Source organism: Bacteroides acidifaciens (assembly GCF_903181435.1).
Classification (GTDB): domain Bacteria; phylum Bacteroidota; class Bacteroidia; order Bacteroidales; family Bacteroidaceae; genus Bacteroides.
Genome location: NZ_CAEUHO010000004.1, coordinates 1,054,871 through 1,067,968 on the forward strand (window position 1 = coordinate 1,054,871; position 13,098 = coordinate 1,067,968).

Below are 13,098 nucleotides of genomic sequence, written 5' to 3' on the forward strand. Positions count from 1 at the left end.
TATGAGCGATATTATTCATTTGTTACCTGATTCGGTAGCTAACCAGATTGCTGCCGGCGAAGTGATACAACGTCCGGCATCTGTTATCAAGGAGTTAGTGGAGAATGCGATTGATGCAGATGCGCGGAATATACATGTATTGGTGACTGATGCGGGTAAGACCAGCATCCAGGTCATCGACGACGGAAAGGGAATGTCCGAAACGGATGCCCGTCTTTCCTTCGAGCGCCATGCTACTTCCAAGATACGTGAAGCAGCCGATTTGTTTGCTTTGCGCACGATGGGCTTTCGCGGAGAAGCCTTAGCTTCCATTGCCGCAGTGGCTCAGGTGGAACTGAAGACACGCCCGGAATCTGAAGAATTGGGTACGAAACTGGTGATAGCAGGCTCTACGGTAGAGAGCCAGGAAGCTGTTTCCTGCTCTAAGGGAAGCAACTTCTCCGTGAAGAACTTATTCTTCAACGTGCCTGCCCGCCGTAAATTCCTGAAAGCGAACTCAACCGAACTGAGTAATATCCTTGCCGAGTTTGAACGTATCGCCCTTGTCCATCCGGAAGTCGCCTTCTCGCTTTATAGCAATGATTCCGAACTTTTCAATCTTCCGGTATCCCCATTGCGCCAGCGCATTATGGCTATCTTCGGTAAAAAACTCAATCAGCAGTTACTCAATATAGAGGTGAATACCACTATGGTGAAAGTCTCCGGATATGTAGCCAAACCGGAAACTGCCCGTAAGAAAGGCGCCCATCAGTATTTCTTCGTCAACGGACGTTATATGCGCCATCCTTACTTCCATAAGGCAGTGATGGAAGCCTATGAACAGTTGATTCCTGCCGGTGAGCAGATTTCCTACTTTATCTATTTTGAAGTAGATCCGGCTAACATTGATGTCAATATCCACCCGACTAAGACTGAGATCAAGTTTGAGAATGAACAAGCCATCTGGCAGATACTCTCAGCGTCGGTAAAAGAGTCATTGGGGAAGTTCAGTGCTATTCCTTCCATTGATTTTGATACAGAAGATATGCCCGATATTCCGGCATTCGAACAGAAGACAACATCCGAGCCGCCCAAGGTACATTATAATTCGGATTATAATCCGTTCAAAGTGTCTGCCGGAGGTAGTGCAGGCGGCGGTTCGTACAGCCGTTCAAAAGTGGAATGGGAAGACTTGTATGGCGGCCTGACGAAAGCCAGCAAGATGAATAACCCGATGCCGGAGCCTGAGATGGAGTGGGAGGATTCTGCCGTCAGTGAAGGAACACCGGTTATGGAAGAAAAGATGGAGACGGTGACCTCTATGGCTTCTCCTACTTTATACTCCAGTGAGCCTGTGATAGAAAAAGGAAACCAGCATTTGCAGTTCAAAGGACGTTTTATTCTGACTTCCGTAAAATCCGGTTTGATGCTTATCGACCAGCACAGGGCACATATTCGGGTGCTTTTCGACCGGTATATGATTCAGATTCAACAGAAACAAGGCGTGTCGCAAGGCGTTCTTTTTCCCGAAATCTTGCAATTGCCGGCTTCGGAAGCGGCTGTGTTGCAAAGCATAATGGAGGATTTATCCGCAGTAGGTTTCGACTTGAGCAATTTGGGTGGCGGAAGCTATGCTATCAATGGCATTCCGTCCGGTATCGAAGGGTTGAATCCGGTCGAATTGGTGCGTAATATGCTACATACGGCGATGGAAAAAGGGAACGATGTCAAGGAGGAAATACAGAATATACTGGCTTTAACGCTAGCGCGTGCGGCGGCAATCGTCTACGGGCAGGTGTTGAGCAACGAAGAAATGATCAGTCTTGTAGATAATCTTTTTGCCTGTCCCTCACCGAATTACACGCCGGATGGGAAGACCGTTCTGACGACAATCAAGGAAGAAGATATCGAACGTTTATTCAAATAAAGCAAATAATTTCATCTTTTCCTAAAACCTTTTAGTTTAGTTCGTGTTATTTAATTAGTTCAACAAAGAAAAAGATTTAAATAACCACTTAACTATTAAGGTATATGAAAAAGATTCTGATGTTGCTGGCTTTTGCCGGCGTTGCGTCTGTCGCTTCTGCGCAGCAGACTATGACGGTAACTGAATACGAAGTGATTCAGGTACAAGATAAATATCAAGTGATAACCAACCCGTTCTGGAGCAACTGGTTCTTCTCTGTAGGAGGTGGTGCCCAGGTGTTGTATGGCAATAATGACCATATTGGCAAGTTCAAAGACCGCGTTGCTCCTACATTCAATGTGTCTGTCGGCAAATGGCTAACTCCGGGCTTCGGATTGCGTATGCAATACAGCGGATTGCAAGCCAAGGGGTTCACTATGAACGAAACGGCTAATTATGTAGTCGGCGGTCCGAGAGAAGACGGTTCTTACAAACAGAGATGGGACTATATGAACCTTCACGGTGATTTGATGATTAACCTGAACGCGCTTTTCGGTGGATATAATCCGAACCGTGTATATGAAATTATCCCTTATATCGGAGCCGGCTGGGCTCATTCTTACTCACGTCCTCACACCGATGCCGCTACTTTCAACGCAGGTATCATCAACCGTTTCCGTCTGTCGAATGCTGTTGACTTGAATATTGAATTGAGTGCAACAGGTTTGGAAGGTAAATTTGACGGCGAACATGGTGGAAAACGTGATTATGACGGTATCCTCGGTGCTACGCTTGGTATAACTTATTATTTCCCGACCCGCGGATTCCAACGTCCCACGCCACAGATTATCTCTGAACTCGAATTGAATCAGATGCGTAGCCAGATGAATGAGATGGCAGCCGCCAATATGCAGTTGCAACAGCAGTTGGCCAATGCACAACAGCCGGTCGAAGTAGAAGAGGCTGAAGCAGTAGTCATCACAGATCCTAACATCGCTCCGCGTACCGTATTCTTTAAGATTGGTTCGGATAAACTGTCTCCGCAAGAAGAGATGAACTTGTCTTACCTTGCCAGCCGGATTAAAGAATTCCCGGGCACTACCTATACTATCAACGGATATGCAGACTCTGCAACAGGCAGTCCGGAATTCAATCAAAAATTGAGCTTGGAACGTGCACAGGCTGTTAAAGACTTGCTGGTTAAGAAGTATGGAATTCCTGCTGATAACTTGAAGGTTGCTGCCGGTGGTGGCGTCGATAAATTCGGTCAGCCGATTCTGAACCGTGTTGTACTGGTAGAAACTGCAAAGTGATAAAGTGATTTCAGCATTCAGCGATTCTCTGTAATCGCTTGCTGGAAAGAGATAGCGGCTGAAAGCGAACCCTGAAATAAAGGGTTTCGCCTTCAGCCGCTTTTTTTATATCGGTAAGCGTCTTCGCGATAGCGTATTGCTTAATTTATATTTGTTGTTTTGATTGTCTTCCTTGATTATTTTATTCCGTTTCAGTTTATCTGACAGGTTGATAATCTCTGGATTTTCCATAAAATCCTGGAGCCGGTACATATATTGGTTGGTTGGCGATACCGATATTCAGCAGCTTGCCTTCCTTGCGGAGCCGGCGGATATGAATCATAGCTGTGGAGCGTACCATCCCTGTGATACCTTGAAAGTCGGAACGTTGCATAATCTGATGGTCGGTGAAATACTCTTTCAGTCGCATATCTATCTCTACTTCCGATAATTTGGCGGAATGTCTGACCCGCTTCATTTGTTTTATTGTTATAGTTCCGACAGATTGTTTCAACCTTTTGTCCGAACGGAATTGTATTGCTTTCAATTTCACTTTCGAATTCTTACGGGGAGTATCGGCGGCTATTTCCTCGGTGGCGGTCAACGTAGGGTAGAAATAACCGATGCCATTCAGATGCACCTGCCTGCCTTCTCCCAACTCTTCTCCCATTACTTGCGAGAGAGCGTCCAATACGGCAGTCACGTCTACTTCGTTCAGTGTGCAGCGCGCTTGGATTTTGCTTCTGAGTTCATCCGTATCTACCTGTCCGTTGGCGATGATGCGCGGATGGAATCTTTTCTTCTTGGGTTTGTCCGGTGATACCGGATTCTCGTACCAGTCAAATAATATAGCCATAGTTCCTTTCTTTTATTGATGTACTTCTGTTCTGTTTTTCCTATAGTTCCTTTGGATTGTTCTTCCTTTAAATGTAAAAGCTAATCTTAATCAGCTTATACGCTAATATTGGTTAGCGTATAAGATAACAATAGCTAGCTTATCAGCTAACCTTAATTAGCTATTGCGATTTCTTATTGCAAAGATACAACACAAAGGCTTGCTAACCTAATAATAAAGGCTTTATTTCATAAATGCAATTAGTTAAGGACAAACTTGCAATCGGCTTGCAAACCGCTATCGGGTGGTTGTATATTTGGCATACGAAAACATTAAAATAATAACGAAATATGATGGAAAAAGTAACAAAATTGTTCTCTATGTTGATGAAGGTGTGGAGAACGGGAATGAAAAAAGAGACTGCTTTTGCAGAAACGGAAACGAACGGGCAGAAAATGAACGGAACGAAAAAAGTAGAGGGAAGACTGCCTGTCCCGGAAGAGATACAGCCGGAAGCAGTGGAACAGCCGGAAGCTTCGGCATTATTGGGGTTGCCGGATTTGCCACTATCTAAACCGGATAGTAAGAAAACCGGCTCTACCTGCCTGACGGAGCAGGTGAATGATTTTTTGCGTACACAGTATGATTTCCGTTATAATCTCCTGACAGAAGAAACGGAATTCCGACCGTTGGATGATACGGGTAAAGCAGTCGGGCTTTTTCAACCGGTGGGCAAACGTGATTTGAACACCTTTTGCATGGAAGCTCATGCAAAGGGAATTAGTTGCTGGGACAAGGACGTGAGTCGCTATATTTACTCTACCCGTATTGCCGAATACCACCCTTTCCGGCTCTATATGGATGAATTGCCCGTTTGGGATGGCATTGATCGCGTCACTCCGTTGGCATTGCGCGTTTCCGACTTGCCTCTGTGGGTGCGCGGCTTTCATACATGGCTTTTGGGAGTTGCCGCCCAATGGTCGGGAAAAACAGGGATTCATGCCAATAGTGTAGCTCCCATTCTCGTAAGTTCGGAACAGGGACGGTTGAAGTCTACTTTCTGCAAGTCGTTGATGCCCGCAGCTTTGCGACATTACTATATGGATAATCTCAAACTGACTTCGGAAGGGAAGGCGGAGCGTCTTATGTCGGAGATGGGATTGATCAATCTTGATGAATTTGACAAATATGCTGCGGGTAAGATGCCCCTATTGAAAAATCTGATGCAAATGTCGAGCCTGCATATTTGTAAGGCGTATCAGAAAAACTATCGTGACTTGCCGCGTGTCGCTTCATTTATAGGCACTTCCAATCGCTATGATTTATTGACTGACCCAACGGGGAGCCGTCGTTATCTTTGCGTGGAAGTAATAAAACCTATTGATTGCGAGGGCATCGAACATGAGCAACTTTTTGCCCAACTGAAAGCTGAACTGGAACAGGGAATTCCTTATTGGTTCACTAAAGAACAGGAACGCGAACTGCAACGGCACAATGTGTCTTTTTATCATGCCTGCCCTGCTGAGGATGTTTTTAACTGCTGTTTTCGCATAGCCTTGCCGGAAGAAGAATGCTTACAGTTGTCTGCTGCGGAGATATATAAGGAATTGAAGAAAATGAATTCAGCCGCATTGCGAGGTTTTAATCCGAATCAGTTTGCACAAGTATTGACGAAGATGGGAGTGGGGCGGAAACATACGGAGTATGGAAATGTATATTCGGTGATACGCCGCTGATGGGTTTGTTTTCATAAGGTAAGCATCTCCATAAAACTGAAACGGCTGAAAGCTATATTTTTTACTTTTGCGGTTCGCTTTCAGCCGGAATGCCGATGAATAAGAGGTTTCAGAGTGCCTGAAGAGGCTGAAAGCGAAATCTTGCACATTGTAAATATCCGATATGACAGTATTTCTAGCCACTGCAAGAAAGAAAATATGATTTGTAATTAAATAAAATTTAAACAGGTTTTAAATGATTTTTTTGAAAAATATCCCTTAATTTGTGTTGTAGTTAAAATATCTATATTTATATTTGCAAAATCAATATTGTTCACGTAAAAATAGTTTTTATTTTAATGTGACGGATATTTGGAGAAGATATAGCTTTATTGTTAGATTAACTACATATTTATAGAATGAATTGTAAAGTTGCATTATACGTGAGTCCAAGAGTGAAGGATTTATTTTATTCACGTTTATTTATTAAAGAGAGAGACTCTTTTTAATAAACTGGTAAATGCGGCTTGGCTCGGAATTCTTACCGAACTTCGATTTTTCCCCTGTTAAAAACTTGATAGCTTTTGGTGTACAACCCAAGTATTGATTAATTATTAAATTTATTTCTTATGCAGAAAAAGAACTACAAAAAGGGCATGAGGTGCTATTCTTTGTTACTGCTTGGAATGATGCTGTTTTTCGTAGGCAGTGTTGCTAATGCGCAAAAACAAGTGGATTATCAGACAACAAGAATCACTGTTAAGGCAACGAATGAAGCTGTGGAGCAAGTGCTTAATAAAGTAGGAAGCCTTGCTAATGTACGCTTCTTTTACAATCATTCGGAATTGGATTTTCTTAAGAATGTGACGATTGATGTGAAAGATATGGAACTGAGGGGGGTGATTTCTGTTATTTTTGCAGAACATCCTGTCAGTGTAGCTTACCAGCCTAACCGCACAATTGTGTTGCGTAAAGCTGTGAAGCAACAGAAGAATATGCAAAAAGTGTCAGGTGTAGTAATCGATGCCCAGACTGGCGAGCCTCTTGCCGGTGCCAGTATTGTGCTGAAAGAGCAGAAGGGCGTGGGGGTGACTACCAATATGGACGGACAGTTCCACATCGAGATGCTTCCGGGCAGTGCCACTGCCTTACTGTTCTCCTATGTGGGTTACCAGCAGGAGGAAGTGCGGCTTGCCAACCGTGACTTGAGCAAACTGAAAGTGAAACTGACACCGATGGCGAACGAGATAGAAGGTGTTGTGGTGACCGGTATGGCTCCCCGTAAGGCGGCAGGATTTACCGGACGTTATGTGACAGTGAAGGCGGAAGATTTGAAACGCATAAATCCCAATAACCTGTTGGAAGCACTTCAGGTCTTCGACCCCAGCTTTCGCATCGTAGACCAAAACCAGTATGGCTCCGACCCGAACCGCTTGCCTGAGTTTAATTTGCGTGGTGACGTGCAGTTGGGCTCCAGCAGCGCCAGTTCTTTCAATATGATGATGGGCGACTATTCCAATCGTCCCAATATGCCGCTTTTTATCCTCGACGGTTTCGAGACTTCGTTGCAACGTATCGTAGACATCGACCCCGAGCGTATCGAATCCATTACGATTCTGAAAGATGCGGCGGGTACTACCCTCTACGGCTCAAAGGCCTCCAACGGCGTTATCGTGTTTGAAACGAAGAAACCCGCTCCTGGAAAACTGAACATCAGCTATAGTGCCAATATCGGTATTTCCGTGCCTGACCTTTCGGACTATGATTTGATGAATGCTTCGGAAAAATTGGAGTATGAACGTGCTGCCGGACTCTTCAATTCGGTGAGCCTGATGAACTATTACAATGAAAAGAAAAAAGAAATTTTGCGCGGAGTAGATACATATTGGTTGTCGCAGCCGCTTCGTACGGCAGTGACACATCGCCACACGCTGCATCTGGAAGGCGGCGATGAAGCGATTCGCTATAGCTTGGGAGTGAACTATGGCAATGAGTTCGGTGTAATGAAGGCCTCCGGCCGCGAGAATATGGGATTGTCGTTCAATCTGCAATACCGCTATAAGAACTTGAATATCAGTAATTCTCTTTCTGTCGAAAACACCGAAGGAAACAACTCTCCTTACGGGGCTTTCTCAGCCTACAGCAAGATGAATCCTTATTATCGCCTGACCGACGAAAACGGTAAATACCAACGCATCATCGAGACGAAGCCTATGCCTTCGGGCAGCGCGCAGCAGGTGATTACGAATCCGCTCTACGATACACAGTTCCCGTACAAGGACATGAACCGTAACTTTAGCGTGATTGACAATTTCTCTTTGGAATATTTCCTGTTGGAGAACCTGCGTGTGCAGGGACAACTCTCCTTTACCCGTTCAAACGGCCGTAACGAGCAGTTCCGTTCTGCCAACCATACCATGTTTGCTAAGGAAGAGGACATCACCAAGCGCGGTTCCTATGAACGTAACCTCGGCGAATCCACCAGTTGGGACGCCAATGCTTCTATCAACTACAACCTCGTTCGCAACAAGCACGGACTGTTTGTCAGTGCGCGCTGGAATGTATCCAACCGTGTGAGCGACGGTGTAGTTCTCTCGGCAAAAGGATTCCCCAACGACAACATGACCGACTTCTTGTATGCGCATAAGATGGAAGACCGCGTATCCGGCAGCGAGAGTACACAGCGTAGTGTGGGCGTACTCGGTTCGCTCAACTATATGTACGACCAGCGTTTCTCCGTAGACGTGAATGTGCACGGCGACCTTTCCTCACAGTTTGGTAACGATACGGGAATGGCACCTTTCTGGTCTACCGGTTTGCGTTGGAATATGCACGAAGAGAAATGGCTGAAAGGCACACCCGTTTCCAACTTGGCACTCTATGTCAATATCGGTACCACCGGTTCGCAAAGCTACTCGCCCTATCAGGCAAAAGAGACTTATTCCTACTCCGACCTGATGTTCCCTTATCCCTCCGGCGATACGTTGGGAGCGCAGCTTATGGGATTGGGCAATCCTTCGTTGGGATGGTCGAAAACCACCAGCAAGACAGCGAGTGCGGAATTGGGCTTGTGGAACGGCAGGCTGAACTTTACAGGTTCTTACTACCATAATTATACGGACGCGATGTTGCTGGAGAACAACGTACAGCCTTCTACCGGTTTTGCTTCCGTTACCCGCAACGTGGGTGCCGTGTTGAATGAAGGTGTAGAGTTTTCTCTGAGCAGTCTGCTGATTAATGATTACAAGCGTCAGATTCAGTGGTCGGTAGGTATCAATGCTGCCCATAACCGCAACGTTATCAAGAAGCTATCCAACGAACTGAAGAAGATGAACGAGAAAAACCTGAGCGAACGCAACGGCACACCGCCCGTCTATGAAGAAGGACAGTCTACTTCCGTGATTAAGTTGGTTCCTTCGTTGGGTATCGACCCTGCCACGGGCAAGGAGTTGTTCCTCACACGCGACGGAGAGAAAACCTTTGTGTGGGATCCCAAAGACAAGATTGCCGTAGGAGATACGGAACCGAAGATTCGCGGTGCCATCAGTTCTTCGCTCACCTGGAAACAACTGACAGCCGGATTGGCTTTCACCTATCAGTTGGGAGCCGACCGCGTGAACGAGACATTGATTAATAAAATCGAGAATGCCGAAATATCCAACAACGTAGACCGCCGTGCGGGTGGACCCGACCGTTGGAGCACGACAAACCGTTATGCCAAGTATAAAGGAATGGGACTGTATAGCCAGAACACCCCGTCCAGCACACGTTTCTTGCAGAAATACAATGAATTTGCGTTGAACTCCATCTCTGTGGGGTATCGTCTGGACCCGAAACAAATCAAATTCCTGAAAACTTGCCGCGTGGCGAGTATGTCGCTCACGGCTTCCATGCAGGATATTTTCCATTTTTCTACAGTGAAACAGGAGCGAGGGCTGGATTACCCCTATGCAAGAAGTTTCAACCTGTCTGTGTCTTTATTGTTTAACTAATCGAGGGAGAAAATATGATAAAGAATATAATTATAGGGATAAGTATGGTACTCTTTGCTGCCGGCTTTGCCGGTTGTGCCGACTGGGTGAATGTGACCCCGAAAGACCAGGTGGAGAGCGATAAACTGTTCAATAGCGAACTTGGTTACAAGAGTGCCCTTATAGGTATCTACGCACGTATGACGCTGGACGAAACATACGGTAAGAGCATGACATACGGTTCGGTGGAATTCTTGGTGCAACGGTACGACAACTACGGAAGCAACATCCCTACCGAAGAACAACGCGCACAGCGCTATGATTATAAGAACAACGAAAGTGCCAAGAATATGGTGAACGGTCTGTGGGTAAACCTCTTCTGTACCATCGGCAACATCAACAACCTGCTGCAAAACCTTGAAAACGGAGGCAGGAACATCGTCACCACCGACGGATACTGGACACTGATGAAAGGGGAAGCCTTAGGACTTCGTGCGTTTCATTACTTCGACCTGCTCCGTCTCTACGGTCCTATCTATAGCGAAGACCCGGAAATGGCGTGTCTGCCCTGGCGTACGGAGTTTAACGACGAAGCAAAGTCGTTGTTGCCTGCCAGCCGCATTGCCCAGAACATTCTGCACGATTTGGAGGAAGCGGAAGAACTGTTGAAAGACGACAACCTCTACTATCAGAACAACCTCGACGATGTATTCTTGGGATACCGCAAGCACCGCATGAACAAGATGGCGGTGAAAGCCTTGATGGCACGTGTCTATTTATGGATTGGCGACAAAGCCAATGCTGCGTTGAAGGCTAAGGAAGTGATTGACGGATGCGGCTTTACGCTTGCAATGGACAATACCAAAGATGTTTCTCTTTACGAAGAGACGATTTTCGGATTGGGACGTGACGATATGGAGACGAAAGTAAAGAACGACTGGGCGGAACTGACCAGATATGCCAACGAACTTTATATATCCAACGAAAACTGCGAACAGGTATTCAACAAGCAGAACATAGGTATTAATGACATCCGTTACAAAAACGGATACGGATTCATACATGGAGAAAACGGAAGAATGTGCCGCAAGTATCTGGGACGCGAAGTGGAATATAAAGAGAAGATTCCTTTGATTCGTTTGTCGGAAATGTATTACATCCTGGCCGAAAGTGTCAGTCTTGAAGAGAGTGTCACTTACATCAATCAGGTGCGCAACGCACGCGGAATCTCGCGTTCCAACAATCTGGTAGCCAATAGCGCCTACAACGAACAGGCCCGCCGGGATGCGTTGAACGAAGAGTATCAGAAAGAATTCTTCGCAGAGGGACAGTGGTTCTATTTCCTGAAACGTAACAACTACCATACCTTTTGGCGTTGTCCCACCACGGTACCGTCTATGACAAAATACTACGTGTTGCCTACGCCGGACGACGAGATAGAATACGGAGTGGGAGCACAGGAATGATTTTGGTTTCATTAAAATGAATAAGCAATGAGAAAAAATATATATCTATTTTTATTGGCAGGACTGCTTACCGCTTGCGGAGAAGACGATTTGATTCGTTACAGTCTGGAAAAGGATGGCCTGCAATTCTACACGGGTGAAGACAGTAAACTGGTTCCGGGTGATGCTTCGGATTTGGAGCGTATTTTCAATTTCGCTACCGCCACCTATCGGGAGAGGAAAAAGGGCGACGAACGCGAAGAAACCTATTACTACGGTGACAATCTGGAGACATACACATACGAGAAAATCTATATGCAGATACAGGGATTCCCTTCTCCCGACGAGCGTCCTTATAAGCTGAAAGCGATAAAACTGGAAGATGAAGAGAGCGACTTTGTTCCCGAAGTAATCTTCGAGCCTTACTATAGCGTGGCTCCCGAACAGGTGAGGGATACCATCAAGTTCACCATTGTGCGCCCGAAGAACGAACGGGGCGAATTTATGCGCGGTACTTATCGCTTCGGTATTACGATTGATACGGAAGATAACCCCTTCTTCCAGGAAGGTGTGACGGAACAAAACGTGCTCGAAGTAACATTGAAAGACGTATATGAGAAACCCGATGACTGGGATGCACGCGAAGAGTGGTTGGGAGTTTTCGATGAGGAGAAGTATGCGTTTATGCTGACCTATTCACAACTTCCGTTTGTGCGTAGCAACGACTATATGTGGAACAAGACCGATAAATACAACCAGGAGTTGGTTGCTTATCTGAAAGAGCATCCGGAAATGGCGGCACGCTTTGCCACTGAAATTCCCGATATGCCTAAGACAGTGTGGTGGACAGGAGATGTCGAAACAAATATATTGGGAGCTTATTCCCGCGAGAAGTTTGACTTCATACGGAGCGTCATGGGCGAGGAAGAGTTGTTGGAAAACGATAAACTTGTCTATTGGAACCTTATTTTCCGCGAAAAAGTGGCGGCGGATGCTGGCTATGAGTTTCCGGTCAATCAAAGTCGTGCCGGATGGTGGAACAATCAGGCTTTGGGCGAATGGGCTATTGATAAGCAGGAGTTTGTGACAAGAACAATTTTTGAAACTTGCAAGTTGAACAATGTGCCCGAAGATGCATGGGAATATGTGCCTTCCGTAATACGTTTGAATATAGATGCTTATAATACGGCTCATCCCGGTGCTCCGTTGGGCTTATCGTTCCCCGAAGATAATTTGGTGCCCGAATGGTGGGAAATGCGTCAGGAATTGTTTGGCGAATTTTCTTCAATCAAAAGAGATGTGATTGTAAAGGCACTGTTTGAATATAACAGAGATACTTCTTGGGAGCCGGTGAAGGGGATTCCTCAGTTAAAGAATCCTCAACTTTCCAATGCAAGTTTCTCTGCATCTTATATGCCAAACATTAAAAATGCGATTGCAGCTTACAACAAAACACATCCGGACACCATGATTGAATTGCCGATAGTACTGCCTGCATGGTGGAATCTGTCGTTTTTGGGTGAATATAACGAGAAAAAAGAAAATTTAGTGAAGAGAGTTATGTCTCAGTATTATGGTACTCCAAATCAATGGACAGTGTGGAATCAATGGAATATCATATTCCGGTATGAAGCGAAACAGGGAGGAGATAAGGATATTGTATTCCCGGTACTGGACGCATCTCTGATTAAGCCTTCTTATTGGGATAAATATAAATATTTGGGTGAGTATTCTGAATCGAAATTAGTGTTTACATGGATGATGCTTTTACCGCAATGTTATGGTAATATGGAGGAAGGCGTCTTGGGAAATGGTTGGCCGTTCTATAACAGAGAAACTGTGTACAATAAATTGGTAGAGGCTTATAACGCAAACTACAGAACATTTATGAATCGTTATGCATCATCTAACCCCGAACCGTTTGAATATCCGGCAACTTTCCCCGGTAACTAATA

7 protein-coding genes are annotated in these 13,098 nt (G+C 45.5%); 6 read left to right on the forward strand and 1 reads right to left on the reverse strand.

Features of this window, described 5'->3' with window-relative positions:
* Position 1: 1 nt before the first annotated feature.
* Complete coding sequence (mutL, locus tag CLIN57ABFB40_RS16055) at positions 2-1,906, forward strand: DNA mismatch repair endonuclease MutL (RefSeq protein WP_175631007.1); 1,905 nt, start codon at positions 2-4, stop codon at positions 1,904-1,906.
* Between the two features lie 104 nt (positions 1,907-2,010).
* Positions 2,011-3,198 (forward strand): OmpA family protein, encoded by a 1,188-nt coding sequence (locus tag CLIN57ABFB40_RS16060; RefSeq protein WP_175631008.1) that lies wholly within the window; start codon positions 2,011-2,013, stop codon positions 3,196-3,198.
* Between the two features lie 196 nt (positions 3,199-3,394).
* Here the strand turns inward: CLIN57ABFB40_RS16060 and CLIN57ABFB40_RS16065 are convergent, their stop codons facing one another.
* Complete coding sequence (locus tag CLIN57ABFB40_RS16065) at positions 3,395-4,033, reverse strand: HU family DNA-binding protein (protein ID WP_175631009.1); 639 nt, start codon at positions 4,031-4,033, stop codon at positions 3,395-3,397.
* A gap of 329 nt (positions 4,034-4,362) precedes the next feature.
* On the opposite strand from CLIN57ABFB40_RS16065, the gene CLIN57ABFB40_RS16070 reads away from it, so the two are divergent.
* The 4 genes from CLIN57ABFB40_RS16070 (at position 4,363) to CLIN57ABFB40_RS16085 (ending at position 13,096) form a co-directional block, all read left to right on the forward strand.
* Positions 4,363-5,748 carry a DUF3874 domain-containing protein gene (locus CLIN57ABFB40_RS16070; RefSeq protein WP_175631010.1) on the forward strand — a complete coding sequence of 462 codons (1,386 nt, stop codon included), beginning with the start codon at positions 4,363-4,365 and terminating at the stop codon, positions 5,746-5,748.
* A 608-nt stretch (positions 5,749-6,356) separates the two neighbouring features.
* Positions 6,357-9,719 carry a SusC/RagA family TonB-linked outer membrane protein gene (locus tag CLIN57ABFB40_RS16075; RefSeq protein WP_175631011.1) on the forward strand — a complete coding sequence of 1,121 codons (3,363 nt, stop codon included), beginning with the start codon at positions 6,357-6,359 and terminating at the stop codon, positions 9,717-9,719.
* A 14-nt stretch (positions 9,720-9,733) separates the two neighbouring features.
* Positions 9,734-11,164: a RagB/SusD family nutrient uptake outer membrane protein gene (locus tag CLIN57ABFB40_RS16080; protein ID WP_254871795.1), complete on the forward strand. Its 1,431-nt coding sequence runs from the start codon at positions 9,734-9,736 to the stop codon at positions 11,162-11,164.
* A 27-nt stretch (positions 11,165-11,191) separates the two neighbouring features.
* Positions 11,192-13,096 carry a hypothetical protein gene (locus CLIN57ABFB40_RS16085; protein ID WP_175631012.1) on the forward strand — a complete coding sequence of 635 codons (1,905 nt, stop codon included), beginning with the start codon at positions 11,192-11,194 and terminating at the stop codon, positions 13,094-13,096.
* The last annotated feature ends 2 nt before the right edge of the window (positions 13,097-13,098 follow it).

What these genes read in the sequence shown, in the direction of transcription:
- CLIN57ABFB40_RS16080 (WP_254871795.1), top strand. Translation starts at nt 9,734, where the DNA reads ATGATAAAGAATATAATTATAGGGATAAGTATGGTACTCTTTGCTGCC.
- CLIN57ABFB40_RS16085 (WP_175631012.1), top strand. Translation starts at nt 11,192, where the DNA reads ATGAGAAAAAATATATATCTATTTTTATTGGCAGGACTGCTTACCGCT.
- CLIN57ABFB40_RS16075 (WP_175631011.1), top strand. Translation starts at nt 6,357, where the DNA reads ATGCAGAAAAAGAACTACAAAAAGGGCATGAGGTGCTATTCTTTGTTA.
- CLIN57ABFB40_RS16070 (WP_175631010.1), top strand. Translation starts at nt 4,363, where the DNA reads ATGATGGAAAAAGTAACAAAATTGTTCTCTATGTTGATGAAGGTGTGG.
- CLIN57ABFB40_RS16060 (WP_175631008.1), top strand. Translation starts at nt 2,011, where the DNA reads ATGAAAAAGATTCTGATGTTGCTGGCTTTTGCCGGCGTTGCGTCTGTC.
- CLIN57ABFB40_RS16065 (WP_175631009.1), bottom strand. Translation starts at nt 4,033, where the DNA reads ATGGCTATATTATTTGACTGGTACGAGAATCCGGTATCACCGGACAAA.
- mutL (WP_175631007.1), top strand. Translation starts at nt 2, where the DNA reads ATGAGCGATATTATTCATTTGTTACCTGATTCGGTAGCTAACCAGATT.